Genomic DNA, 26170 nt, shown 5'->3' with positions numbered 1-26170 from the left:
ACCGCTGGGGCTTGGTAGGACGGTTGTCACGTGGCCCGACTCCTCGTACTTCCCTAGCGCGCCGACCAGCTCGAACGGTCAGCGCGCCCCCTTCCGTCCCACCGCGGGACCGAAGGGTTTTTTTGTGGCTGGAGTCAGCCCGAACCGGCATCACCACGCAGTGCTCGAGACAAGGAAGAGATCGTGAGCGACACGACGAAGCAGGCGCCCTCGCCCGCCGACGTGGCCTCCCTGGCCCGTCCCCGACCCGCGGCGGAGGCCAAGCCCGTCGAGCCCGTCGGGCCCGTCACGCCGGCCCGTGAGGTCACCGGGGCGCAGGCGCTCGTACTCTCCCTCGAGGCCATCGGCTGCGACACCGTCTTCGGCATCCCCGGCGGCGCGATCCTGCCCGCCTACGACCCGATGCTCGACTCCAAGAAGGTCCGTCACATCCTCGTGCGCCACGAGCAGGGTGCCGGTCACGCGGCCGAGGGGTATGCGTCGGCGACCGGCAAGGTCGGCGTCTGCATGGCGACGTCGGGCCCCGGCGCGACGAACCTCGTGACGCCGCTCGCCGACGCGCACATGGACTCCGTGCCCGTCGTCGCGATCACCGGTCAGGTCGCGAGCGCCGCCATCGGCACGGACGCCTTCCAGGAGGCCGACATCCGCGGCATCACGATGCCGATCACGAAGCACAACTACCTCGTGACCGACCCGGCGAAGATCCCGCAGGCCATCGCCGAGGCGTTCCACGTCGCGAGCACCGGCCGGCCGGGTCCCGTCCTCGTCGACATCAGCAAGGACGCGCTCCAGGCGATGACCACCTTCAGCTGGCCGCCGCAGATCGATCTGCCCGGCTACCGCCCGGTGCTCCGCCCGCACGGCAAGCAGATCCGCGAGGCGTCGCGCCTCATGGCCGCGGCCAAGCGGCCCGTCCTCTACGTCGGGGGCGGTGTCGTGAGAGCCCGCGCGAGCGAGGCGCTGCGCCGGCTCGTCGAGCTGACCGGCATCCCCGTCGTCACGACTCTCATGGCTCGTGGCACGGTGCCCGACAGCGAGCCGCTCAACCTCGGCATGCCCGGCATGCACGGCACGGTCGCCGCGGTGACGGGCCTGCAGAAGTCCGACCTGCTCATCACGCTCGGCGCGCGTTTCGACGACCGGGTCACCGGCCAGCTCTCGACGTTCGCCCCGCACGCCAAGGTGATCCACGCCGACATCGACCCCGCCGAGATCTCCAAGAACCGCATCGCCGACGTGCCGATCGTCGGTGACGTGGGCGAGGTCATCAAGGACCTCATCGAGCAGATCACGCTCGACCGGGCGACGGCGGACGACGACACCGACGCCTGGGACTTCGCCGAGTGGCGCGAGCGGGTCGCGGACTGGAAGCGGACGTTCCCCCTCGGCTGGACCGACAGCGAGGACGGCACGCTCTCGCCGCAGTACGTCATCGAGCGCATCGGGGCCCTCACCGGACCGGAGGCGACCTACGTCGCGGGTGTCGGCCAGCACCAGATGTGGGCAGCGCAGTTCGTCAAGTACGAACGCCCCAACGCGTGGATCAACTCCGGTGGCCTCGGCACGATGGGCTTCTCGGTCCCGGCAGCCATGGGCGCCAAGGTCGCCGAGCCCGAGCGCACCGTCTGGGCCATCGACGGTGACGGCTGTTTCCAGATGACGAACCAGGAGCTCGCCACCTGCGTCATCAACAACATCCCGATCAAGGTCGCGATCATCAACAACAGCTCGCTCGGCATGGTCCGCCAGTGGCAGACCCTCTTCTACAACGAGCGCTACTCCAACACCGACCTGCAGCCGACGACCCAGAGGGTGCCCGACTTCGTCAAGCTCGCCGACGCGTACGGCTGCCTCGGCCTGCGGGCCGAGACGCCCGAGGAGGTCGACGCCGTCATCAAGTTGGCGCTCGAGACCAACGACCGCCCGGTCGTCATCGACTTCATCGTGCACCGCGACGCCATGGTGTGGCCGATGGTGCCGGCAGGCGTCAGCAACGACATGATCCAGGCCGCACGCCACGAGGCGCCGGTCTGGGAGCGGGAGGACTGAGCATGAGCAAGCACACCCTGTCGGTCCTCGTCGAGGACAAGCCCGGCGTCCTGACCCGCGTGGCAGCGCTCTTCTCCCGACGCGGCTTCAACATCAACTCCCTCGCCGTCGGCCCGACCGAGCTGCCCGACATCTCCCGCATCACGGTCGTCGTCGAGGTCGAGGGCGCGGCGCTCGAGCAGGTGACGAAGCAGCTCAACAAGCTCATCGAGGTGCTCAAGGTCGTCGAGCTCGACCCGCACGCCTCGGTGCAGCGCGAGATCCTGCTCGTCAAGGTCCGTGCCGACCCGGCGACCCGCAGCCAGGTCATCGACACGATCCAGCTCTTCAAGGCCAAGGTCGTCGACGTGACGACCGACGCGATCGTCATCGAGGCCACCGGCACCTCCGACAAGCTCCGAGCCCTGCTCGACGTCCTCGAGCCGTTCGGCATCAAGGAGCTCGTCCAGTCCGGCATGGTCGCCGTCGGTCGCGGCTCCCGATCCATCACCGACCGCAGCCTGCGCAGCGCCTGACCCCGGCTCCACCCGGGCGGGGCTCCACCCGCCGCACCACCAGACCCACTGCACACCGCAACCGAAGGAGAAGGCCACCATGGCCGAGATGTTCTACGACGACGACGCCGACCTGTCGATCATCCAGGGCAAGAAGGTCGCCGTCATCGGCTACGGCAGCCAGGGCCACGCCCACGCCCTCAACCTTCGCGACTCCGGCGTCGACGTGCGCGTCGGCCTCGCCGAGGGCAGCAAGAGCAAGGCCAAGGCCGAGGCCGAGGGCCTGACGGTCACGTCGGTCGCCGACGCGGTCAAGGAGGCCGACCTCGTCGTCATCCTCACGCCCGACCAGGTGCAGCGGACGGTCTACGCCAACGACATCCACCCCAACCTCAAGGACGGCGCCGCGCTCCTCTTCGGCCACGGCTTCAACATCCGCTTCGGCTACATCAAGCCCGAGGCCGACGCCGACGTGCTCATGGTCGCCCCCAAGGGACCGGGCCACATCGTGCGCCGCGAGTTCGCCGACGGCCGTGGGGTGCCCGTGCTCCTCGCCGTCGAGCAGGATGCGTCGGGCACCGCCTGGGACCTCGCCAAGGCCTACGGCAAGGCGATCGGCGGCCTGCGTGCCGGCGGCATCAAGACGACGTTCACCGAGGAGACCGAGACCGACCTCTTCGGCGAGCAGGCCGTCCTGTGCGGTGGCGCGAGCCAGCTCGTCATGTACGGCTTCGAGACCCTCGTCGAGGCGGGCTACCAGCCCGAGGTCGCGTACTTCGAGTGCCTCCACGAGCTCAAGCTCATCGTCGACCTCATGATCGAGGGCGGCATCGCCAAGCAGCGCTGGTCGGTCTCCGACACCGCTGAGTACGGCGACTACRTGTCGGGTCCGCGCGTCATCGACCCGAGCGTCAAGGAGAACATGAAGGCGGTGCTCGGCGACATCCAGAACGGCAGCTTCGCCAAGCGCTTCATCGACGACCAGGACGCCGGCGCGCCGGAGTTCAAGGCGCTGCGAGAGAAGGGTGCCCAGCACCCGATCGAGGGCACGGGTCGCGAGCTGCGCAAGCTCATGGCGTGGGTCAAGCAGACCGACTCCGACTACGTCGAGGGCAGCGCCGCCCGCTGACCCGCCCGCACGGCTCGACGGCCGGCGTCCCGAATGCGCGGACGCCGGCCGTTCGCGCGCCTCGACGGGTCAGCGACCGGTGAGCCGCTTCGGCTGGAGGGCGAGCCAGGCGGCGAATGCCTGGCCGCCGGTGTCCGCGTCACCGGGGAAGGGGACGTTACGTCGCTCGGCGAACGCCTTGAGGAGCCCGCCGACGGGCGGCAGGCGCACGACCTTCGGGGCGGAGGCGCCCCGGTGCGCACGCAGCAGGGTCGCGACCTCGCCGACCGTGAGCACATCGGGACCTGCGACGTCCGTCGCCCTGGCGTATGCCGTGGGGCGCGCTCCCAGCGCAAGGTCGGCCAGGCGCGTGGCCACGAAGTCCGTGTCGACGGGCTGGAGGGCCATGTCGCCGATGGTGACGGCGATCGGCCCTGCACTCAGCTTGCGGGCGAAGAACGCTGCGAGGGAATGGAACTGGGTGGCGCGCAAGACCGAGGCGGCACCACCCGCATCCTCGATGCCCTGCTCGGCGCGCAGCTTGCGGCGGTAGTAGGCCAAGGGGTGCTCGTCGATGCCGACGATCGAGATGTGCACGAGGTGTACGCCGTGCTCGGCAGCCGCATCGGCCAGCCGGCGCGTCCCGTAGACCGTGACGGTGTCGCCGCGTGACGTGTCGTCGGCGCAGTGGACGACGGCATCGGCGCCCGCCAGGACGGCCTCGAGACCCTCACCGGTCGTCAGGTCCACGCCGGTCCTCCGGCTCGCCGGCACCGCCTGGTGTCCGCGGGCCACGACCTCGCGGACGACCCGCGAGCCGAGGTCCCCGGCGCCACCTGTCACAACAATGCGCATGACCACACCCTGACGTGCCCGCCCGTGCCGGCGCAATGCCTCGCGCGGGGTTCGTGGTGACGAAGCGTCCGGCATACGGGATCGGTGTTCCAGGAACTGATACCCCGACCACCCCTCGGACCCGTGTTCACATTGTGGTTACATCCCGTGATTCTGCGCGAACGACGGCCTAGACTCGCCGACGGCACATCGCGGTGCCGCCGACGGCCCGCGCCCCTGTCGTGCGTAGGGCCCCGCCCGTTCGGAAGGGTTCCTCTGTGACCAAACCCGTTGTCCTCATCGCCGAAGAGCTGTCGCCCGCCACGATCGAGGCACTGGGACCGGACTTCGAGGTGCGTTCGGTCGACGGGGCCGACCGCGAGGCACTCCTCCCGGCGCTCGCCGACGTCGACGCGATCCTCATCCGCTCGGCCACGAGGATGGACGCCGAGGCCATCGCTGCCGCGAAGCAGCTCAAGGTCATCGCCCGCGCCGGTGTCGGCCTCGACAACGTCGACGTCCAGTCGGCGACGCAGGCCGGGGTCATGGTCGTCAACGCGCCGACGTCCAACATCACGTCCGCCGCCGAGCTCGCCGTGGCCCTGCTCCTTGCGACGGCCCGCAACATCGCGCCGGCCAACCAGGCCCTCAAGGCGGGGGCGTGGAAGCGCAGCAAGTACTCCGGTGTGGAGCTGCTCGACAAGACCGTCGGGGTCGTCGGCCTCGGCCGCATCGGCGCCCTCGTCGCCGAGCGCCTCAAGGGCTTCGGCATGAGGATCCTCGCCTACGACCCCTATGCGTCGCCGGCCAAGGCCGGACAGCTCGGTGCCCAGCTCGTGGGCCTCGACGAGCTGCTCGCCCAGTCCGACTTCATCACCATCCACCTGCCCAAGACGCCCGAGACGCTCGGCCTCATCGGGGAAGAGGCCCTTGCGAAGGTCAAGCCCTCGGTCCGCATCGTCAACGCTGCCCGTGGCGGCATCGTCGACGAGGCCGCCCTGGCACGCGCCATCGCGGAGGGCCGGGTCGCCGGCGCCGGCATCGACGTCTTCGCCACCGAGCCGACCACCGAGTCACCGCTCTTCGAGCACGAGTCCGTCGTCGTCACGCCGCACCTCGGCGCCTCGACCGAGGAGGCCCAGGAGAAGGCCGGCATCGCCGTCGCCCGGTCGGTGCGTCTCGCGCTCGGGGGAGAGCTCGTCCCGGACGCCGTCAACGTCAGCAGCGGCTTCATCGCCGAGGAGGTCCGCCCGGGCATCCCGCTCGTCGAGAAGCTCGGCCGCATCTTCACCGCGGTGTCCGGCAGCGTGCCGGCCCAGCTCGACGTGGACGTCCGCGGCGAGATCACCGCCCACGACGTCAGCGTGTGGAAGCTCGTCGCCCTCAAGGGACTGTTCACCGACGTCGTCGAGGACGCCGTCACCTACGTCAACGCCCCTGTCCTCGCCGAGCAGCGCGGCTGCGTCGTGCGGCTCGTCACCGACCCCGACTCCGGTGACTTCCGCAACGTCACGACGCTGCGCGGGACCCTCGCCGACGGGTCGGTCGTCTCGGTCTCGGGCACGCTGACCGGCCCGAAGATGGTCGAGAAGCTCGTCGGCGTCAACGGCTACGACCTCGAGGTCCCGCTCTCGGACCACATGCTCGTCTTCGAGTACTCCGACCGTCCGGGCGTCATCGGCGCGGTCGGCCGGATCCTCGGCGACGCGGGCATCAACATCGGCGGCATGCAGGTCTCGCGCCAGGACGACCGGGCCATCGGGGTGCTCAACGTCGACAGCGCCGTGCCCGCAGCCATGGCCGCCGAGCTCTCCGAGGTCATCGAGGCCAAGACCTTCTCGGTCATCGGCCTGCAGGACTGAGCGGAGGCCGGTCAGGTCCGCCGGTCAGGTCGCCCGGTCAGCTCCGCTGGCCGGCGTCCGTCTCGACGCGCTGGGGACTCCCGGCGTCCCGCTCGTCCTCGCTGTCCTCGTCGTCCTCGTCGTCCTTGTCGTCGGCCGGCTCGAGGCCGGCGAGCTCGGGGACGAGCTCGTGCCGCTTGCTGAACGTGTCGACGATCGCGAGGGCGACCGCCGCGATGGGAATGCCGATGAGGGCGCCGATCGGGCCGAAGAGTGCGGCGCCGGCGATGACCGAACCGAGGGCGACGGCCGGGTGCACGTCCATGGTGCGCCGGCTGATGCGCGGCGTGAAGACGTAGTTCTCGAGCTGCTGGTAGACGGTCGCGAACACCGCGATCCACAGGGCGTTGATCGGCTTGTCGAGGAGGGCGAAGAGGGCTGGCAGGGCCACGCCGATGTACGTGCCGATCGTCGGGATGAACTGGCCGACGATGCCGGCGAAGATGCCGAGGGGCAGCCAGAACGGCACGTTGATGAACCAGAAGAAGGCGACGTGGAAGACGGCCGAGAGCGAGGCCAGGACGAGCTTGGACACGACGTAGCCGCCGGTCTTCTCGACGGAGATCGTCCACACCGTGATGAAGACGCGCTGGTAGCGCTGGGGGAGCCACGAGCCGATCGTCTGGCGCAGCCGCGGGCTGTCTGCCGAGAAGTAGTAGGCGAAGACGAGGATCGTCAGGGCGTCGAAGAGGAAGGTGATGACGGAGCCGAAGACCCCGATGATGCCGCCGCCGTACTTGCCCGCGAGCTCACCGAGCTTGTCGGGCGTCAGGCTCAGGGCCGTCTGGATCTGCTCGATGTCGAACTGGGTGCCGAAGGTGGAGTTGACCCAGTCGATCGCCGAGGTGATCGCGCCGGGCAGCTGCGACCCGAGCTGTGAGAGCTGCGACACGAAGACCTGTCCGAAGAGCTCGGCGAGCCCGGCGAAGAGCAGGAGCATCCCGAGCATCGTCATCCCCGTGGCGAGACCCCGCTTCATGCCGCGCTGGCTCAGCCACAGCACGACCGGCTCCATCGCGATCGACAGGAGCCACGCGAGCAGCAGCAGGAAGAGGAAGCTGCCCATCGCGTGGAAGGCCCACGTCGCCACGGAGAGCAGGACGACGGCGACGAATACCGTGACGATGATGCGACGGGCGTTGCCGGGCGTGATGGCGATCCATCGCGCCTCGTCGTCGAACGGCACCCCCGGGACGGCGTGGCTGGTGTGCCGGGCGCGAGTGGCAGCGGCCCGGTGGTCCGGGTGGTCGGCGTGGTGGCGAGCGGTGCCGGTGGAGGGGTCGGCAGGCGCGTCGGGGTGGTCGGCGCTCACGCGGCGAGCCTACGACTCCGGGCAGGGGGAGCGGGGGATGCGCGGCACCGCGCCGCGGCCCCAGCCCTGACGAATGGCGGACACCGCGTCTCATCCAGTGGAAACCCCCTTTACCCATGGGTAGCCCGGCGTACCGTGAAATGCATGACGCGGCAGGTCGTACTTATTCCCCGCCGCGGCGAGTCCAGGTAGTCAGCACCTCGCCGCGGAGATCCCGCGCACCCCTCTGCTGACCGGTTCGCCCACCCGGGCTGGAGCCACCTGAGACCACCACACCGCACGCAACTCGAAAGACGTGATCACCATGAGCGAAGACGCCAAGGCTGCCCGTCAGGCCCTGCAGGAGTCGATGGACCTGCGCGACCAGGGTCACACCGAAGACTGAGCCAGACCCGACGACGTCCGCGGCCGAGCCGCGACACCGTGACGACGGCCCTGCCCTCCCGGGTGGGGCCGTCGTCGGTTCAATGACTGAGACGCAGATTCCACATCACAAGACGGGTTCTAGGCTGACGACATGGCACAGACGCAGGTCAAGGACGCCTACTCCATCGCTGTGATCGGCGGTGACGGCATCGGTCCCGAGGTGGTCGCGGAGGGCCTCAAGGTCCTCGACGCGGTCACCGGCGAGAGCGGTCCGAAGTTCGCGACGACCGAGTACGACCTCGGCGCCCGCCGCTGGCACGACACCGGCGAGACGCTGCCCGACTCCGTCCTCGAGGAGCTGCGCGGCCACGACGCGATCCTCCTCGGTGCGATCGGCGACCCGAGCGTCCCGAGCGGCGTCCTCGAGCGCGGCGTGCTGCTGCCGCTGCGCTTCGCCCTCGACCACTACGTCAACCTGCGCCCCGCCAAGCTCTTTCCCGGAGTGGCGAGCCCGCTCGACGTCGCGCGCGTCGCCCCCGACGGCATCGACTTCGTCGTCGTCCGCGAGGGCACCGAAGGGCCCTACACCGGCAACGGCGGCGCGCTGCGCGTCGGGACCCCGGCCGAGATCGCGACCGAGGTCAGCGTCAACACCCGTTTCGGGGTCGAGCGCGTCGTCCGCGACGCCTTCTCCCGCGCCCAGGCGCGCCCGCGTCGCCACCTGACCCTCGTGCACAAGCACAACGTCCTCACGTATGCCGGCCACCTCTGGCGCCGCACCGTCGAGGAGGTCGGAGCCGAGTTCCCCGACGTCGAGACCGCCTACCAGCACGTCGACGCCGCGACGATCTTCATGGCGACCGACCCCGGCCGCTTCGACGTCATCGTCACCGACAACCTSTTCGGCGACATCCTCACCGACATCGCCGCGGCGATCGCCGGCGGCATCGGGCTCGCCGCGTCGGGCAACATCAACCCCGCGCGCACCACCCCGAGCATGTTCGAGCCCGTCCACGGCTCGGCCCCCGACATCGCCGGTCAGTCCAAGGCTGACCCCACCGCCGCCATCCTCTCGGTCGGCATGCTCCTCGCGCACCTCGGCCTCGATGCCGAGGCGGGGCGGGTGGACGCGGCCGTCGCCGCTGACCTGGCTGAGCGTGGTGACGCCGTACGCAGCACGACGGTCGTCGGCGACGCCGTCGTCGCGCGCCTCTGACAGCGACGCCACACGGCATACGCCCGACGCGGCCTCGCACGCGAGTGGCGGTGTCGGGCGCGTGGTGCGCCCCGCGGTCCGGACCAGAGCCCGTGGGCGGTGCCCGACTTCGCCGTCTCACGATGTGGGCGATAGCCTGACAATCGGATCACCGTTGATTTTGCTCCTGGAGGTTTGTCATGTCCCAGCTGTCCTTCGAGGTCACGCGCCGCGACGACGTCACGTCGCCCGAGCGCATCGCCGAGGTCCTCGAGAACCCCGGCTTCGGCAAGACCTTCACCGACCACATGGTCGTCGCGACGTGGACCGCCGAGGGTGGCTGGGGCGACGCCCGGGTCAAGCCGTACGGTCCCTTCCAGCTCGACCCGGCGGCGGCGGTGCTGCACTACGCCCAGGAGATCTTCGAGGGCATGAAGGCCTACCGTCACGCCGACGGGTCGATCTGGACGTTCCGCCCCGAGGCCAACGCCGCCCGCTTCGCCCGGTCGGCCCGCCGCCTCGCGCTGCCGGAGCTGCCCGAGGCCGACTTCATCGAGTCGCTCCGCCAGCTCGTCGGCGTCGACCAGGCGTGGGTCCCCGCCGGAGACGCCGGGGAGAAGAGCCTCTACCTGCGCCCGTTCATGTTCGCCTCCGAGGCCTTCCTCGGCGTGCGTCCGGCCCAGCAGGTCACCTACTCCGTCATCGCCTCCCCGGCCGGCGCCTACTTCTCCGGCGGTCTCAAGCCCGTCACGCTGTGGATCTCCACCGACTACGCCCGTGCGGGCGAGGGCGGCACCGGCGCGGCGAAGTGCGGCGGCAACTACGCCAGCTCGCTCGCCGGCCAGCTCGAGGGCATCGAGCACGGCTGCGACCAGGCCGTCTTCCTCGACTCCTCGACGCACACGTACATCGAGGAGCTCGGGGGCATGAACCTCTTCCTCGTGACCAAGGACGGCCGCATCATCACGCCGGAGCTGACCGGCACGATCCTCGAGGGTGTGACCCGCAGCTCGATCCTCGAGATCGCCAAGGAGCTCGACCTCGAGCCCGAGGAGCGGCGCATCCCGATCGAGGAGTGGAAGGAGGGCGCGGCCAGCGGCGACATCGTCGAGATCTTCGCGTGCGGCACCGCGGCCGTCGTCACCCCCGTGGGCGAGCTGCGCTGGGACGGCGGCTCCGTCGACCACCGTCGTGAGGGCCACGAGGACCGCTACGCCGAGGCCATCCGCGCCAAGCTCCTCGACATCCAGTACGGCCGCGCGGAGGACTCGCACGGCTGGCTGACCCGGCTCGTCTGAGTCGGGGGAGTGGCGTCCGTGGGTGACGCGCCGTTGCGGCGGCCGCGCCTCGTCGCCACCGACCTCGACGGGACGCTGCTGCGCTCCGACGGGGTGATCTCCGCGCGCACGAGCGCTGCGCTGCGCGCGGCCGAGTCCGCCGGCATCGGCGTCGTCTTCGTGACAGCGCGTCCGCCCCGGTGGCTCGACCCGCTCGCCGACGCCGTCGGCGGGGACGGCACGGTCATCAGCGCCAACGGCGCCTTCGACTATGACGTGCGCGCGCGGACCGTCGTCGCGTCCTACCCGCTCGACCGTGCCCTGCTGCTCGAGATCGTCGCGGACCTGCGGGCCGCGGTGCCGGGCATCGGCTTCAGCGCCGAGCTGAGCGGCGGTGTGCACACCGAGCCGAACTACCCCGAGCTGCACCCCCGCTGGGTGCCGGGTGACCTCGTGCCGGCCCCCATCGAGGATCTCCCGCCCGGCGCCGTCGTGGGCAAGCTGCTCGCCCGCACCGAGCACCTGCCCGAGGACGAGGTCATCCCGCGCGTGGCCGAGGTGCTCGGCGACCGCGCCCTCGTGCAGCACTCGGGCACCGGGGGGCTCGCCGAGATCTCGGCTCCGGGCGTGACGAAGGCAGCGGGCCTCGTGCGGTGGTGCGCCCGCGCCGGCATCCACCCCGCTGACGTGTGGGCCTTCGGTGACATGCCCAACGACATTCCGATGCTCGAGTGGGCCGGAGTCGGGTGGGCCGTCGCGAACGCCCACCCCGACGCCCGCGCCGCCGCGACCCGCACGTGCGCGTCCAACGACGAGGACGGCGTCGCGCGCACCCTGGAGTGGGCGCTAGGGCTCTGACCCCGGCGGCACGCCGGCGTCGAATGCCCGGCGGTGCTGTCCGAATGGTCTGTTGTGGCTCCATTGGCCCGGTCAGCGCGCCGAAACGCGTCGGAAATCGGCCTGTCCCAGCGCAGAACGGGTCGCTCCGAGGTCTGTTCGGCTGCGATGTGCGGGCGCTAGCATCGGTCCAACTTCATACCGAAGATGGGAGTGCAGGGCATGGCTCAGGCAACTGGTCTCTCCGATGACGAACGCCGTCTGGCGGAACTCGGCTACAAGCAGGAGCTCGACCGCTCGTGGTCGGGTTTCTCGAACTTCGCGATCTCCTTCTCCATCATCTCGATCCTCGCCGGCTGCTTCACGACGTTCGGCCAGGGCTTCAACAACGGCGGCCCGATCGCGATCTCATGGGGCTGGCCGATCGTGGCCGCCTTCATCCTCGTCATCGGTCTGACGATGTCCGAGCTCGTCTCGGCCTACCCCACGTCCGGCGGGATCTACTGGTGGGCCAACAAGATGGGCGGCGCCCGAGCCGGCTTCTTCACCGGCTGGCTCAACCTCATCGGCCTCGTCGCCGTCACCGCGTCCGTCGCCTACGGCTGCGCGACCTTCATCGACCTGGCCCTCAGCACGTGGTCCACGGGCTACGCCGACGGATACTCGCTGACGCGCGTCTTCTGGATCTTCCTCGTCGTGCTCATCGCGGCCGCAGTGCTCAACATCTTCAGCGGCCACCTCATGGCCGTCATGAACAACGTCTCCGTGTGGTGGCACGTCGTCGGGGCCTCCGTCATCATCCTCATCCTCATCGTCGTGCCCGACAACCACCAGAGCTTCTCCTACGTCTTCACGGAGAGGTTCAACAACTCCGGCTACGCCGACGGCTCGACGAGCTCGCCCACGTACTGGCTTCTCATCGTCCCGTTCGGCCTGCTGCTGACGCAGTACACGATCACCGGCTTCGACGCCTCCGCGCATCTGTCGGAGGAGACCTCGGCCGCGTCCAAGGCTGCGGCACAAGGGATCTGGCGCTCGATCTTCTACTCCGCCATCGGCGGCTGGATCCTGCTCCTCTGCTTCCTCTTCGCGATCCCCAACGGCGCCGACGGCAAGCCGGACAACGCCGGCGTCGGCGGCGGCGGCGTGGCCTACATCTTCACGCACGCCATGGACTCGAAGTGGGCGGCCGCGATCCTCACGATCTCGGCGGTCGGGCAGTTCTTCTGCACGACCTCGTGCATGACGAGCGCCTCGCGCATGACGTTCGCCTTCAGCCGCGACGGCGCCGTGCCCGGCTCGCGCCTGTGGTCGACGCTGACCGGGGCGAAGGTGCCGGCCAACGCCGTCATGCTCGTCGGCGTCGTCAGCGCGATCATCACGCTGCCCGCCCTCGTCGAGGTCAACATCGGCACCGAGGAGGCGCCGCTCATCGTGCCGACCGCCTTCTACGCGGTCGTCTCGGTCGCCGTCATCGGCCTCTACCTGGCCTTCCTCATCCCGATCTGGCTCCGCTGGAAGATGGGCGACGCGTTCGTGCCCGGCTCGTGGACCAACGGGCCGAAGTACAAGTGGATGAACCTCGTGGCCGTCATCGAGATCGCGATCATCTCGATCTACTTCATCCTGCCGTTCGTGCCCGGCGGCGTGCCCTTCACCGACGGCTTCGAGTGGAAGTTCGTCAACTACGCCCCGATCCTCACGCTCGGTTCCCTGCTTGTGCTCGCCATCTGGTGGCGGGTCTCGGCACGTCACTGGTTCAAGGGTCCGAAGACCAACATCGACCCCGAGGTCGTCGAGGCGTTCAGCGAGTGACCACGGAGCCGCGGGCCCGGCCGGGCCCTGCTCCCGGTCCGGCCGACCAGCTCGCCACCGCCCTCGCTCGGCAGTCCCACGCCGGACAGCCGAGCGAGGTCACGGAGCTCCCGGGCGGGTTGGCCATCGACGACCACCGCGTCCCCACGGTCGCGCTCGACGTCGTCGTGTGCGTCTCGTCGCCCACACAATGGTCCTTTCTCAGACCATTGACGAGGTGAAGGTGACGGTATTGGATCGACATGTGAGTGCAGCCGAACGACAGCCGTCCCTGCCGGATGTCGTGCTGCGCCCGGCCACCGGCAACGTCTTCGAGGGCACGGTCGAGCAGCTCGCGACGGCCATCCGGCTCGGCGTCTTCGCGCGCGGCGAGCAGCTCCCACCGGAGCGCGAGCTCGCCGAACGGCTCGGCGTCAGCCGCAACACGCTGCGCGAGGCGATCGCCGCCCTGCGCGACTCGTGCCTCGTGACGACCCGACGCGGACGTGGCGGGGGCACCTGGGTCACCGAGTCGGCCGAGCTGCCCTCGAGCACCTCCGGCGCTTTCGTGCGCAGCGGCGCGGCCATGCGCGACGCCCTGACCTTCCGCCGCGTCGTCGAGCCCGGCGCCGCCTGGCTCGCAGCCACCCAGTCCCTCGCCGGCGACCAACGGGCGTGGCTCGCCGACAGCCTCGCCGAGGTCGACGGGGCCCCCGACCCCGCCGCGCACCGCGTCGCCGACTCGCGGCTGCACCTGGCCGTCGCGACCCTCTCCGGGTCGCCGATGCTCATCGACGCCGTGACGCGGTCGCAGGCGGCCCTGCACGACATGCTCATGGCGATCCCCGTGCTGCGGCGCAACATCGAGCACTCGAACGCCCAGCACCACCAGATCGTCGGGGCCATCCTCGGCGGGAACGCGGAACGAGCCCGGGCGGTCATGGAGGAGCACTGCGACGCCACCTCCGCGCTGCTCCGTGGCCTCATCGGCTGAGACGACAGGAAGGCACGACATGGCGCCCACACCCACGCTCACGCTCGACCGGCTCCGCGAGGAGATCGAGTCCGGCGACATCGACACCGTCGTCGTCGCCTTCACCGACATGCAGGGGCGGCTGCAGGGCAAGCGTCTGCACGGCCACTACTTCCTCGACCACGTGCTCGAGGACGGCACCGAGGGCTGCAACTACCTCCTGGCCGTCGACGTCGACATGAACACCGTCGACGGCTACGCCATCTCCTCGTGGGAGCGCGGCTACGGCGACATGTTCTTCGACCTCGACCTCGACACCCTGCGGCGCACGCCCGGCAGCCGTCACTCGGCAACCGTGCAGTGCGACCTGACGTGGCTCGACGGCAGCGGCGCCGTGGCGCAGTCGCCCCGGTCGGTGCTCAAGGCCCAGGTCGACCGGGCCGCCGGGCTCGGGATGGCCGCGCACTGCGGCACCGAGCTCGAGTTCATCGTCTTCGAGGACTCCTACGAGCAGGCCTGGGACGCGAACTACACGGGCCTGACCCCGGCGAACCGCTACAACGTCGACTACTCGATCCTCGGCGGTGATCGCGTCGAGCCGCTGCTGCGCGAGATCCGCAACGAGATGTATGCCGCCGGCGCCGTCGTCGAGAGCGCCAAGGGTGAGTGCAACTACGGCCAGCACGAGATCGGCTTCCTCTTCGACGAAGCCGTGCGCACGTGCGACAACCACGTCGTCTACCGCAACGCCGCCAAGGAGATCGCGGCCCACCACGGCCAGTCGCTGACGTTCATGGCCAAGTTCGACCAGCGCGAGGGCAGCTCGTGCCACATCCACCTGTCGCTGCGCGGCCTCGACGGAGAGACCGTCTTCGTCGACGAGGAGCGCGAGCACGGGCACAGCGGGATGTTCGAGCACTTCCTCGCCGGCATCCTCGCGACCCAGCGGGAGCTGACCTACTTCTACGCGCCGAACATCAACTCCTACAAGCGATTCGCGTCGGCAAGCTTCGCCCCGACCACGGTGGCGTGGGGCCGCGACAACCGCACGTGCGCGCTGCGCGTCGTCGGCCACGGCGCCGGCCTCCGCGTCGAGAACCGCATCGGTGGCGGCGACCTCAACCCCTACCTCGCCGTCGCGGCCATGCTCGCCGGTGGCCTCCACGGCATCGAGCACGAGCTCGAGCTCGAGCCGGCGCTCGAGGGCAACGCCTACACGTCGGACAAGCCACGCGTGCCCTCGACGCTCCAGGAGGCCCGTGACCTGCTCGCCGGGTCGACCATGGCCCGAGCGGCCTTCGGGGACGAGGTCGTCGACCACTACGTCAACGCCGCCGACGTCGAGATCACGGCCTTCAACGCCGCCGTCACCGACTGGGAGCGCAGGAGAGGATTCGAGCGACTGTGACCACCACGCACGACGTCATCAACCCGGCCACCGAGGAGGTGGTCCGCACCGTCGAGCTCGCCTCGCTCGAGCAGACCGACGCCGCGATCGCCCGGGCCTCGGCCGAGAGCCCCGCGTGGCGCGCGGTGAGCCCCGCCGACCGGTCGCTGCTCCTGCGCCGCTTCTCGGACCTCGTCGGCCAGCACCAGGAGGAGCTCGCCCTGCTCGAGGTCGAGAACGCCGGCCACACCATCGGCAACGCACGCTGGGAGGCGGGCAACGTCCGCGACGTCCTCGCGTACTACTCGGGGGCGCCTGAGCGGCACTTCGGTCGGCAGATCCCCGTCGCCGGCGGCATCGACATCACGTTCCGCGAGCCGCTCGGCGTCGTCGGCATCATCGTCCCGTGGAACTTCCCCATGCCGATCGCCGGCTGGGGCTTCGCACCGGCTCTCGCCGCCGGCAACACGGTCGTGCTCAAGCCCGCCGAGCTGACCCCGCTGACCGCCGTCCGCCTCGGTGAGCTGGCGCTCGAGGCCGGGATCCCCGAGGGGGTCTTCACCGTCGTCCCCGGCAAGGGCACGGTTGTGGGGGAGCGCTTCGTCACGCACCCCGACGTGCGCAAGGTCTGCTTCACCGGCTCCACGGCCGTCGGCCAGCGGATCATGCGCGGGGCCGCCGACCAGGTCAAGCGCGTCACCCTCGAGCTCGGCGGCAAGAGCGCCAACATCGTCTTCGCCGACGCCGACCTCGAGCTCGCTGCGGCGCGAGCCCCCTACGGCGTCTTCGACAACGCCGGACAGGACTGCTGCGCGCGCAGCCGCATCCTCGTCGAGCGCAGCGCCTTCGACACCTTCATGGAGCACTTCGAGACGGCGGTACGCGGCGTCGTCGTCACCGACCCTCGCGACGAGGCCGCCGAGATGGGCCCGCTCATCAGCTCCGGGCAGCGCGACACGGTGCGCTCCTACGTCGAGGACGCCACCGAGGACGTCGACGTCGCCTTCCGCGGGGAGGCCCCCGAGGGCAGCGGCTACTGGTACCCCGCGACGGTTGTCCTCCCGCGCTCGACCACCGACCGGGTCTGGCAGGAGGAGGTCTTCGGGCCCGTCGTCGCGGTCATGCCGTTCGACGACGAGGCCGACGCGGTCGCCAAGGCCAACGACACGGCATACGGCCTCTCGGGGTCCATCTGGACCCGCGACATCGGTCGTGGCTTGCGGGTCGCGCGTGGCGTCGAGGCCGGCAACCTCTCCGTCAACTCGCACAGCAGCGTCCGCTACTCGACGCCGTTCGGCGGCTTCAAGCAGAGCGGGATCGGGCGCGAGCTCGGCCCCGACGCGCTCGACGCGTTCTCCGAGGTCAAGAACGTCTTCATCTCGACCGACTGACGGTCGACATACCAACACGCAGATCCACTGGGCTGGAAGGGAATCCACATGGCAGGCAGGCTCGACGGCAAGGTCGCGGTCATCACGGGCGGGTGCTCGGGCATCGGTCTCGCGACCGTGCGGCGGTTCGCCGAGGAGGGCGCGAAGGTCGTCATCGGCGACCTCGACGAGGCGAACGGCACCCGCATCGCCGAGGAGGTCGGCGGCACCTTCGTGCGGGTCGACGTCGTGAGCAAGGAGGACGTCGACGCGCTCTTCCGCACGGCCAAGGAGACGTACGCCTCGGTCGACATCGCGTTCAACAACGCCGGCATCAGCCCGCCCGAGGACGACTCCATCCTCGACACCGACCTCGACGCCTGGCGCAAGGTGCAGGAGGTCAACCTCACGTCGGTCTACCTCTGCTGCAAGGCAGCCCTGCCCTACATGCTCGAGCAGGGCAAGGGCTCGATCATCAACACGGCCTCGTTCGTCGCCGTCATGGGCGCGGCGACGTCGCAGATCTCCTACAGCGCGAGCAAGGGCGGGGTGCTCTCGATGTCCCGTGAGCTCGGCGTGCAGTTCGCCCGGGAAGGGGTCCGCGTCAACGCGCTGTGCCCCGGTCCGGTCAACACCCCGCTCCTCCAAGAGCTTTTCGCCAAGGACGAGGAGCGTGCCGCGCGGCGCCTCGTCCACGTGCCGATGGGCCGTTTCGGCGAGCCGGAGGAGATGGCCAACGCCGTGCTCTTCCTCGCCTCCGACGAGTCCAGCTTCATCACGGCGTCGACCTTCCTCGTCGACGGCGGCATCTCGGGCGCATACGTCACGCCGCTCTGAGGCGAGTGGGAGGCTGGAGCAGGAGGTCGTCATGGGTCGTCCGGTCATCGGGATCACCGCCTACGTCGAACGCGCGTCGTGGGGTCGTTGGGTCGACGTGCCCGGAGCCCTCGTGCCGCACCGCTACGTCCGACAGGTCGAGGAGGCGGGCGGGATCGCGATCGTCATCCCGCCGCGCCCGGACTTCGACGACGGGACGGCGCTCGAGATCGTCACGCGCCTCGACGGCGTCATCCTCGCCGGAGGGGTCGACGTGGCGCCCGAGCTCTACGCGGACGAACGGCACGCCTCCGTCCAGGCCTCGCGTCCCGACCGTGACTCGACGGAGCTCGCCATCGCCCGGGCGACGGCGGGAACCGACGTGCCACTCCTCGGCATCTGCCGGGGGATGCAGGTCATGGCGGTCGCGGCCGGTGGGCTGCTCGAGCAGCACGTGCCCGACCGCGTCGGCCACGACGAGCACTCACCGGCGCCGGCGACGTACGGCAACCACGCGGTGCGCACCGTCGCGGGGACCAGGCTGGCCGAGATCCTCGGCGAGGAGGCCGACGTGCCGAGCTACCACCACCAGTCCGTACTGACCCATCCGGGCTACGAGGCCTCGGCGTGGGCCGACGACGGCACGCTGGAGGCGATGGAGGACCCGGACGCCTTCTTCCGGCTCGCGGTCCAGTGGCACCCGGAGGTCGGCACGGACCCGCGCCTCTTCCGGGCACTCGTCGAGGCCGCCGCCACGAGCCGATGACGGACGCCGTCCCGCCCGGTCGAGGTGATGTCGGACCCCGGGTGGGTGGCGGCATCACCTCGAACCGCGGAGTGGGACGGCGGTCCCACGATCCGGACGCGGTGTTTCGCGGATGTTTCGCGAGCCCTACCGTGAGCGTGTGATGAAGCGACCCGTGCCCACCGGCACCCTCATTATCGAATAGCGCGACGAGCACCCCTCGTCGCGCAGACCTCCCAACCCTGGGGGGTCTTTTTGTTTCCCGAACCACCCCGAGGGAGACACCGCGTAGGCCACCACCCCGGCCGCCGCAACCATGAGAAGAGACCGGGACGCCTCCCACACCCGCGTCGCCCGCCCCTGGACAGGCGGTCGGCCGAACCCCCGAGATCGAGGACAATGAAGGCCATGGAAGCGCTGCACGTCTACGACACCACCCTGCGCGACGGCGCCCAGCAGGAGGGGCTCAACCTCTCGGTGTCGGACAAGCTGGCCATCGCCGGGCTGCTCGACGATCTCGGGGTCGACTTCATCGAGGGCGGCTGGCCCGGAGCCAACCCGAAGGACACGGAGTTCTTCGAGCGGGCCCGCACCGAGCTCGACCTGCGTCACGCGACCCTCGCCGCCTTCGGGGCCACCCGTCGCGCCGGCGGGGTCGCGGCGGAGGACCCCCTCGTGCGTGCCCTCGTCGACTCCGAGGCGTCGGTCGTGTGCCTCGTCGCGAAGTCCCACACCGGCCACGTCGAGCGGGCCCTGCGCACGACGCTCGAGGAGAACCTCGAGATGGTTCGCGACACGGTCGGCCACCTCGTCGGCCGGGGTCGCCGCGTCTTCCTCGACTGCGAGCACTTCTTCGACGGCTGGCACCTCGACCGCGACTACGCCCTCTCGGTCGTGCGCACCGCGCACGAGGCCGGCGCCGAGGTCGTCGTGCTCTGCGACACCAACGGGGGCATGCTCCCGCACCAGGTCGAGGAGGTCGTCGCCGACGTCATCGCCTCGACCGGCGCCCGCGTCGGCGCCCACTGCCACAACGACACGGGCTGCGCGGCCGCCAACTCCGTCGCGGCCGTCCGGGCCGGGGCGACCCACGTCCAGGGCACCGTCAACGGCTACGGCGAGCGCACCGGCAACGCCGACCTGCTCACGGTCGCCGCCAACCTCCAGTTCAAGCTGGGGCTCGACGCCATGGAGTCCGACGCGTTCCGCCGGGCCATGCACATCGCGCACGCCATCAGCGAGGTGACCAACGTCCCCGCCTACAGCCGCCAGCCCTACGTCGGCGCCAGCGCCTTCGCGCACAAGGCCGGTCTCCACGCGAGCGCGCTCAAGGTCGACCCCGACCTCTACCAGCACATGGACCCGTCGCTCGTCGGCAACGGCATGCGCACCCTCGTCTCCGACATGGCCGGGCGGGCGAGCATCGAGCTCAAGGCCCGTGAGGCCGGCCTCGACCTGTCCGACCGCCCCGACGTCGTCGCCGCCGTGCTCGCCGAGGTCAAGGACCTCGAGCTGCGCGGCTGGACCTTCGACGCTGCCGACGCGACGGTCGAGCTGATGCTCCGCGAGGCGCTCGAGCCGGGCTGCACCGACTACTTCGAGGTCGAGTCGTGGCGGGTCATCACCGACTCCTCGGGCGAGGGGGACGCGACGTCGGAGGCGACCGTCAAGCTGCGCGCCGACGGTGCCCGCCTCATCGCGACAGGCGAGGGCAACGGTCCCGTCAACGCGCTCGACCACGCCCTGCGGGAGGCCCTGGCTCGCGCCTACCCGGAGATCGAGAAGATCGAGCTCATCGACTTCAAGGTGCGCATCCTCGACGCCTCGCACGGCACCGACGCCGTGACGCGCGTGCTCATCGAGACCTCCGACGGCGAGACGTCGTGGGACACCATCGGTGTCGCCGGCTCGATCCTCGCCGCGTCGTGGCGTGCCCTCACCGACGGCATCGTGCACGGTCTGCTGCGTCAGGGTGTCCCGAGGCGCTGAGCCAGTCCCGGCAGCCAGTCGGGAGCGTCGGCGGCGAAGGTCGCCGCGTCGTGGCGCGGGGCACCGAGCGGCACGGCGCCGACCAGGCCCTCGGGGAGCGCGCCGAGGTAGTCGCGGTTCGTCGTCTCGATGACGTCGGGGTGTTCTGGCCACGCGCCGATGACGATGCCGAGCGGCCGGACTCCTCTGTGGAACAGAGCTTCTCGCGTCAACATGGTGTGGTTGAGGGTGCCCAGAGCACTGCGGGCCACGACGAGCACGCCGCTGTCGGGCAGGACGGTCGCGAGGTCGGCCAGCGTCTCGCCGGCGTCGGTGAGCTCGACGAGCAGACCGCCCGCGCCCTCGACGACGACGAGGTCGTGGCCTACGCCCAGGTCCGCGACGCGGGCCACGTGGTCGCCCAGGGTGGGCAGGTCGGCGCCCTCGAGCGCGGCTGCGGGTCTCGGCGCCATGGGCGCCCGAAGGCGTACGCCCTCGACGGCCGCCACGCCGGTCAGGCGCTGCACCTCGGCCATGTCTCCCGGCTCGCCGGGTGCCACCCCGGTCTGCGTGGGCTTGTATGCCGTGACGCTGAGCCCCCCGGCTCGTGCCGTGGCGACGAGGGCCGCCGTGACGACGGTCTTGCCCACGTCGGTGTCGGTGCCCGTGACGAGGACGACGCGGGGAAGGTGCGCCTCAGTCATCGTCGCCGTGCGGTGGGATGGACCCGAGTGGCGAGTGCGGTGCCGGTGGTTGCACACCCTCGGCGGCCGCGACCGACGGGAGGCCACGGACGGGGGAGGGAGCGTCCCCTGCCCGTGGCCCCTCGACGGTAGCGGGGTCGGGAGCCAAGCCGTGAATCGCGGCTGCCCGGGCCACGAGCCGGGCGGCCTCGTAGAGGTCGTCGCCGGACAGGTCGGCACGTGCCGTGACACGGAGGCGGGACACGCCGTCGGGCACGCTCGGTGGCCGGAAGCAGCCGACGAGGACACCCTGGGCGCGCAGGTCCAGGGCCGCGGCGACGGCGCTCTCGGGCGACGGCATCGGCAGCGACTGGACGGCTCCGGCCGCCTGGTCGATGCCACAGATCGCCGCGATGGTGCCGGCGTTGGCGCGGACCGCGGCCGCCAGGCTCGGGTCGTCCGCGACCAGGCCCGCGGCGGCGCAGGCTGCGGCGGCCGACGCGGGGGCGAGCCCGGTGTCGAAGATGAAGCTGCGCGCGGTGTTGACGAGGTGGTGGCGCACCGTGGTCGGGCCGAGCACGGCACCGCCCTGGGATCCCAGCGCCTTTGACAGGGTCAGGGTCACGACGACGTCGCCGGCCCCGACGAGGCCGAGCTCGTGGACGAGGCCACGCCCGTGACCGGCCACCCCGATGCCGTGCGCCTCGTCGACGACGAGCAGGGCGCCGTGACGGTGGCAGACCTCCGCGAGGGCGCGCAGGGGCGCGGCATCGCCGAGCACGGAGTAGATCGACTCGACGGCGACGAGGACCCGCCGATCGGGCCGCGCTGCGAGCTCGCGGTCGAGGGCTGCGGCGTCGTTGTGGGCGAACGTGGCGTAGGGGACCCGGGACATCCGGGCGGCGTCGTGGAGGGAGGCGTGCGCGTGGGCGTCGAGAAGGATCTCGGCACCCTGCCCGCTGAGCGCGGTCAGCACCCCGAGGTTGGCGGCATACCCCGTCGAGAAGGCGAGCGCGCTCGCCTGGCCCGTGAGGCGGCACAGGGCGGCCTCGAGGTCGCGGTGGACGGGAAGGGTGCCGGTGACGAGCCGGCTCGCCGTCGCCGAGGCGCCGTAGCGCTCCAGCGCCTCGTGGGCGGCCGTCACGACGCGGTCGTCGCGGGACAGGCCGAGGTAGTCGTTGGAGGCGAGGTCGAGCGGGTCACGCGACCCGCGCCGCGGACCGCCCAGACGCAGGACGGGGTCGAAGCGCTCGGTGCTGCGCTCGGCCCGGAGGTCGGAACGCTCCGCCAGCCACGCGTCCCAGCTGCTCATCCGTGGACCTCTGCAACGGCGCCGACGACCCCTTCGGCGATGACACGGACGTCGTCATCCGTGCAGACGTACGGCGGCATCGTGTAGACGAGGTCCCGGAAGGGGCGCACCCAGACACCACGCCGCAGTGCGGCGCGGGTGACGCGGGCGACGTCGACGGGCGACGTCAGCTGCACGACGCCGACGGCTCCGAGGGTGCGCACGTCGGCGACGTGGGGGAGTGACGCCGCGGGAGAGAGGTGCTCGACGAGAAGCCGGCCGACGCGGGGGACGTGGTCCTTCCACGTCGCCTCGACGAGGTCGACGGAGGCATTGGCCACGGCGCAGGCGAGCGGGTTGGCCATGAAGGTCGGGCCGTGCAGGAGGGCTCGGAACGCCGATCGGGTGATCGCGTCCCCGACCTCGCGGGTCATGAGCACCGCTGCGAGAGAGAGGTATCCACCGGTCAGAGCCTTGCCGACGCAGATCACGTCGGGTGCGACGTCGGCCCACTCCGAGGCGAAGAGGCGACCAGTGCGACCGAAGCCGGTCGCGATCTCGTCGACGACGAGGAGCAGGCCGTGGTCGTCGGCGACCTCGCGCAGCACCCGGAGGCAGTCGGGGTGGTAGACGTGCATGCCGCCGGCGCCCTGGAGGACGGGTTCGACGACGACGGCGGCGAGCTCGTCGGAGTGGGTCTGCGCGAGGACGCGCACCTCGGCCGCCCAGAGGTCGAGAGCGGAGCGGTCCGTCTCCCAGTGGTCCCCACCGGTGGGCGTGGTCACGAGGCGTGCGGCCGGTGGCCTCGGGGCGAAGACCTGCCGGGCCAGGGCGCCCGGGAAGGCTGAGTGCATGCCGTCGATGGGGTCGCACACGCTCATCGCGGCGAAGGTGTCACCGTGGTAGCCACCGCGCACGGTGAGGAAGCGCTGGCGGTCGGGGCGTCCGCGCGCGGCTTGGTACTGCAGGGCCAGCTTGAGGGCGACCTCGACCGAGACCGAGCCGGAGTCGGCGAAGAAGACGTGGGCCATCGGGCCGGGGGCCATCGTCGTGAGGCGCTCGGCGAGCCGGACGGCGGGCTCGTGCGTCAGTCCGCCGAACATGACGTGGCTGAAACGGTCGACCTGCTCGTGGGCCGCGGCGTCCAGGACCGGGTTGCGGTACCCGTGGACGGCGCACCACCAGGAGGCCATCGCGTCGACGGCCTCGAACTGCTCGCCGTCGGGGGCCGTGAGGGACAGCCGCACGCCCGAGGCGCCCTCGACGGCATACGGCTCGGGTCCGTCGAGCGGGGCATAGGGGTGCCAGACGAGCCCGCGGTCACGGGCGGCGAGCGGCGATCCCGGGGCTTCAGGCATTGGCGGGAAGGTCCGTGCCGGCCCCCCGACGCCGCTTCGCCGGGTCGTGCGTGGCGACCGGGACGCCGCTCGGGACGGACGTAGGCCCGTCGGCGCCGAGGACGACGAAGCCGTGGTCGCGGATCAGCTCGAGGTCGGCCTCGGCGGCCTGGCCCTCGGACGTCAGGTAGTCGCCGAGGAAGATCGAGTTGGCGACGTGAAGAGCCAGGCCCTGGAGTGAGCGGAGATGCATCTCGCGACCTCCGGCGATGCGGATCTCCTTGTCCGGGTTCACGATCCGCGCCATCGCGAGGATGCGCAGGCAGCGTCCGGGGGTGAGCTCCCACGTGCCCTCGAGCGGCGTGCCGTCGAAGGGCATGAGGAAGTTGACGGGGATCGAGTCCGACCCGAGGTCGCGGAGGGCGAAGAGGGCCTCGACGAGCTGCTCGTCGGTCTCGCCGAGGCCGGCGATGAGGCCCGAGCACGGCGACAGGCCGGCGTCCTTGGCCTTGGTCACGGTGTCGACGCGGTCCGCGTACGTGTGGCTCGTGACGATGTCGTCGTGGTGCGACTCGGCGGTGTTGATGTTGTGGTTGTAGGCGTCGACGCCGGCCTCTCGCAGCCGCTCGGCCTGCCCGTCCTTGAGCAGCCCGAGGCAGGCGCAGACCTCGACGTCAGGGTGCTCCTGCTTGAGCGCGCCGACCATCCCGGCCACGCGCTCGACGTCGCGGTCGGTGGGGCCGCGTCCACTGGAGACCATGCAGATCCGGGTCGCGCCGCCGCGCAGTCCGGCGGACGCCTGCTCGATGGCCTCGTCGGGCTTCAGCCACGTGTACTTGAGGATGTCCGCCTGCGAGCCGAGCCGCTGGGAGCAGTAGTGGCAGTCCTCGGGGCAGAGGCCCGACTTGAGGTTGACGAGGTAGTTGACCTTGACGGTGTTGCCGAAGTGCTTGCGGCGCAGGCGTGCCGCGGCCGCGACGACGGCCAGCAGCTCCTCGTCGGTGGCGCGCAGGACGTCCAGGGCGTCGTCGGTGCTCGCGGGGGTGCCGGCGAGGACGGCATCGGCGAGATCGTCGAATCGGCGGGTCATGCGGGCTCCTTGCGCGCGGCGTTGAACGGTGTTCAACTTGAACGGTGTTCAGTATGCCGAGTCGCTAGGCTCGGCTGTCAACGCGGGTCCGCCGGACCCGCATGCCGAGGGCAGGGGAGCGCGTGGCACTGAGTCGGGAGCAGGTCGTCGCGACCGCCGTCGACCTGCTGCGGCGCTACGGGCTCGGTGACCTCTCGATGCGTCGTCTCGCCCGCGAGCTCGGCGTCGCGCCCGGCGCCCTCTACTGGCACGTGGCGAACAAGCAGGAGCTGCTCGTCGAGGTGGCTGACGTGCTCCTCGCCGAGATCCCACTGCCGACGGGCGACCGCCCGCCGGCCGAGGCGCTCGTGGGGCTGGCCGTCGCCGTCCGAGACGCGCTCGTGCAGGTGCCGGATGCTGCCGACGTCGTCGGACTCGCGTATGCCGTCGAGCCGGGTGCCGCGCCGGCGCTCCGCGAGCTCGCCCGGCTCGTCCACGAAGCCGGCGCACCGGCGTCCGAGCGCGACGAGGTGGCGGCACTCGTCGTGCACCACATCCTGGGTTCCGTTGCGGGGCAGCAGGATCGAGCACTCGCGGTATCGGTCGATCCCGACCTGCCGGCGCCGGACGCGACGACCGAGGCCAAGGCCTTCGAGGTCGGACTCGCCGTCGTCGTCCGGGGGCTCTCGGGCTCACGCCAGGCGCTCCGGACGTCGTAAGTGCTGGGCGGTCCAGGCCCCGCCCAGCACCACCCCCTGAAAGGGTGGAGATCGTCGACGCGCGTGCCTGGACCTTCGCCGACACCCTTCAGAGCACGTGCGGTCGCGCCTGATACGCCTCGCATGACTATTTCTCCACGCCCCTGCCCGGCACCCGGTCTTGGCATGCTGGTGCGATGCCGCTACGAACGACGAAGCACTGGTTCGGCGTCGTGCTCGACGCTCCCGACGCGTCCGCCCTGGGGCACTTCTACGAGCGCCTGCTCGGCTGGACGCTCTACAAGGACAGCCCGGGCTGGGCGACGCTCGCACCCTCGCGGACCCACGGCTACAACCTCTCGTTCCAGACCGAGCCGAACTACGTGCGACCGGTCTGGCCCAGTGAGCCGGGGAAGCCGATCATGATGCTCCACCTCGACCTCGAGGTGGACGATCTCGACGCTGCCGTGGCATACGCCGTCGAGGTCGGGGCAGAGCTCGCTGAGTTCCAGCCCCAGCAGGACGTGCGGGTGCTGCTCGACCCTGCCGGCCATCCATTCTGCCTCTACGTCGACGACTCCGACTGACGCGGATTTCGCTCTGCGCGAACCGAATCGGCTGTGGACAGGTCTGGTCGGGAACGTCCGACTCGCGTAGAATCGA

Annotated in this window: 23 protein-coding genes; 17 read left to right on the top strand and 6 right to left on the bottom strand. The window is 70.7% G+C overall.

From position 1 onward, the window contains the following. Nucleotides 1-183 precede the first annotated feature (183 nt). The 3 genes from AB4Y83_RS02055 to ilvC all read left to right on the top strand — a co-directional run bounded on the left by AB4Y83_RS02055 (nucleotide 184) and on the right by ilvC (nucleotide 3675). On the top strand, nucleotides 184-2052 hold the full coding sequence (locus AB4Y83_RS02055; protein ID WP_442295903.1) for an acetolactate synthase large subunit: 1869 nt from the start codon (nucleotides 184-186) through the stop codon (nucleotides 2050-2052). 2 nt (nucleotides 2053-2054) lie between these two features. After that, the gene (gene ilvN / locus AB4Y83_RS02050) at nucleotides 2055-2567 is read left to right on the top strand and encodes an acetolactate synthase small subunit (RefSeq protein WP_056753659.1); all 513 of its coding nucleotides are present in this window, start codon (nucleotides 2055-2057) and stop codon (nucleotides 2565-2567) included. A 79-nt stretch (nucleotides 2568-2646) separates the two neighbouring features. Further along, the gene (ilvC, locus tag AB4Y83_RS02045) at nucleotides 2647-3675 is read left to right on the top strand and encodes a ketol-acid reductoisomerase (protein ID WP_442295902.1); all 1029 of its coding nucleotides are present in this window, start codon (nucleotides 2647-2649) and stop codon (nucleotides 3673-3675) included. Nucleotides 3676-3744: 69 nt separating this feature from the next. On the opposite strand, the gene AB4Y83_RS02040 is transcribed toward ilvC, so the two are convergent. Continuing rightward, nucleotides 3745-4509 (bottom strand): SDR family oxidoreductase, encoded by a 765-nt coding sequence (locus AB4Y83_RS02040; protein WP_442295901.1) that lies wholly within the window; start codon nucleotides 4507-4509, stop codon nucleotides 3745-3747. 257 nt (nucleotides 4510-4766) lie between these two features. Here AB4Y83_RS02040 and serA point away from each other — a divergent pair, with 257 nt between their 5' ends. Next, nucleotides 4767-6350 carry a phosphoglycerate dehydrogenase gene (serA, locus tag AB4Y83_RS02035; protein WP_056824469.1) on the top strand — a complete coding sequence of 528 codons (1584 nt, stop codon included), beginning with the start codon at nucleotides 4767-4769 and terminating at the stop codon, nucleotides 6348-6350. Between the two features lie 37 nt (nucleotides 6351-6387). On the opposite strand, the gene AB4Y83_RS02030 is transcribed toward serA, so the two are convergent. Next, nucleotides 6388-7701: an AI-2E family transporter gene (locus AB4Y83_RS02030; RefSeq protein ID WP_442274915.1), complete on the bottom strand. Its 1314-nt coding sequence runs from the start codon at nucleotides 7699-7701 to the stop codon at nucleotides 6388-6390. Nucleotides 7702-8005: 304 nt separating this feature from the next. Here AB4Y83_RS02030 and AB4Y83_RS02025 point away from each other — a divergent pair, with 304 nt between their 5' ends. From AB4Y83_RS02025 to cimA, 11 genes are all read left to right on the top strand, one after another. Then, complete coding sequence (locus tag AB4Y83_RS02025) at nucleotides 8006-8086, top strand: 3-isopropylmalate dehydrogenase (protein ID WP_081633825.1); 81 nt, start codon at nucleotides 8006-8008, stop codon at nucleotides 8084-8086. A 132-nt stretch (nucleotides 8087-8218) separates the two neighbouring features. Beyond that, the gene (locus tag AB4Y83_RS02020; RefSeq protein WP_442295900.1) at nucleotides 8219-9283 is read left to right on the top strand and encodes a 3-isopropylmalate dehydrogenase; all 1065 of its coding nucleotides are present in this window, start codon (nucleotides 8219-8221) and stop codon (nucleotides 9281-9283) included. A 179-nt stretch (nucleotides 9284-9462) separates the two neighbouring features. Further along, complete coding sequence (locus AB4Y83_RS02015) at nucleotides 9463-10560, top strand: branched-chain amino acid aminotransferase (RefSeq protein WP_442295899.1); 1098 nt, start codon at nucleotides 9463-9465, stop codon at nucleotides 10558-10560. 18 nt (nucleotides 10561-10578) lie between these two features. Further along, on the top strand, nucleotides 10579-11397 hold the full coding sequence (locus tag AB4Y83_RS02010; protein ID WP_442295898.1) for an HAD family hydrolase: 819 nt from the start codon (nucleotides 10579-10581) through the stop codon (nucleotides 11395-11397). Between the two features lie 201 nt (nucleotides 11398-11598). Next, on the top strand, nucleotides 11599-13191 hold the full coding sequence (locus tag AB4Y83_RS02005; protein ID WP_442295897.1) for an amino acid permease: 1593 nt from the start codon (nucleotides 11599-11601) through the stop codon (nucleotides 13189-13191). A gap of 244 nt (nucleotides 13192-13435) precedes the next feature. Then, a complete protein-coding gene (locus AB4Y83_RS02000; protein WP_442295896.1) occupies nucleotides 13436-14164 on the top strand; it encodes a FadR/GntR family transcriptional regulator in 729 nt (242 codons plus the stop codon). 19 nt (nucleotides 14165-14183) lie between these two features. Then, a complete protein-coding gene (locus tag AB4Y83_RS01995; protein WP_442295895.1) occupies nucleotides 14184-15551 on the top strand; it encodes a glutamine synthetase family protein in 1368 nt (455 codons plus the stop codon). Continuing rightward, nucleotides 15548-16921 carry an aldehyde dehydrogenase family protein gene (locus tag AB4Y83_RS01990; protein WP_442295894.1) on the top strand — a complete coding sequence of 458 codons (1374 nt, stop codon included), beginning with the start codon at nucleotides 15548-15550 and terminating at the stop codon, nucleotides 16919-16921. Before AB4Y83_RS01995 ends, AB4Y83_RS01990 begins: the two co-directional genes overlap by 4 nt. 48 nt (nucleotides 16922-16969) lie before the next feature. Further along, nucleotides 16970-17737, top strand: coding sequence for a 3-oxoacyl-ACP reductase (locus AB4Y83_RS01985; protein WP_442295893.1), 768 nt, complete (start codon nucleotides 16970-16972; stop codon nucleotides 17735-17737). Nucleotides 17738-17768: 31 nt separating this feature from the next. Beyond that, a complete protein-coding gene (locus tag AB4Y83_RS01980; protein ID WP_442295892.1) occupies nucleotides 17769-18482 on the top strand; it encodes a gamma-glutamyl-gamma-aminobutyrate hydrolase family protein in 714 nt (237 codons plus the stop codon). 387 nt (nucleotides 18483-18869) lie between these two features. Beyond that, nucleotides 18870-20450, top strand: coding sequence for a citramalate synthase (gene cimA, locus AB4Y83_RS01975; RefSeq protein WP_442295891.1), 1581 nt, complete (start codon nucleotides 18870-18872; stop codon nucleotides 20448-20450). Here cimA and bioD read toward each other — a convergent pair. Genes bioD through bioB form a run of 4 tightly spaced genes read right to left on the bottom strand, consistent with a single transcriptional unit; the run spans nucleotide 20429 to nucleotide 24830 of the window. Next, entirely contained in the window at nucleotides 20429-21133 is a 705-nt protein-coding gene (gene bioD / locus AB4Y83_RS01970; protein ID WP_442295890.1) for a dethiobiotin synthase, read from the bottom strand. The two genes, cimA and bioD, sit on opposite strands and share 22 nt — an antisense overlap. Further along, a complete protein-coding gene (locus AB4Y83_RS01965; protein ID WP_442295889.1) occupies nucleotides 21126-22424 on the bottom strand; it encodes an 8-amino-7-oxononanoate synthase in 1299 nt (432 codons plus the stop codon). Before AB4Y83_RS01965 ends, bioD begins: the two co-directional genes overlap by 8 nt. Further along, nucleotides 22421-23761, bottom strand: a complete 1341-nt coding sequence (bioA, locus tag AB4Y83_RS01960) for an adenosylmethionine--8-amino-7-oxononanoate transaminase (protein ID WP_442295888.1) — start codon at nucleotides 23759-23761, stop codon at nucleotides 22421-22423. The genes AB4Y83_RS01965 and bioA overlap by 4 nt, the downstream gene beginning before the upstream one ends. Further along, complete coding sequence (gene bioB, locus AB4Y83_RS01955) at nucleotides 23754-24830, bottom strand: biotin synthase BioB (protein ID WP_442274902.1); 1077 nt, start codon at nucleotides 24828-24830, stop codon at nucleotides 23754-23756. Before bioB ends, bioA begins: the two co-directional genes overlap by 8 nt. Nucleotides 24831-24952: 122 nt before the next feature. Between bioB and AB4Y83_RS01950 the strand changes: the two genes are divergently transcribed. Both AB4Y83_RS01950 and AB4Y83_RS01945 read left to right on the top strand, forming a co-directional pair. Then, nucleotides 24953-25528, top strand: coding sequence for a TetR family transcriptional regulator (locus AB4Y83_RS01950; protein WP_442295887.1), 576 nt, complete (start codon nucleotides 24953-24955; stop codon nucleotides 25526-25528). Nucleotides 25529-25704: 176 nt separating this feature from the next. Beyond that, nucleotides 25705-26094, top strand: coding sequence for a VOC family protein (locus tag AB4Y83_RS01945; RefSeq protein WP_442295886.1), 390 nt, complete (start codon nucleotides 25705-25707; stop codon nucleotides 26092-26094). The last annotated feature ends 76 nt before the right edge of the window (nucleotides 26095-26170 follow it).

It is taken from the genome of Terrabacter sp. RAF57 (genome assembly GCF_052113925.1).
Taxonomy (GTDB): domain Bacteria; phylum Actinomycetota; class Actinomycetes; order Actinomycetales; family Dermatophilaceae; genus Terrabacter.
The sequence above is the reverse complement of the archived record's forward strand: the minus strand, read 5'-3'. Positions and strand labels throughout refer to the sequence as shown.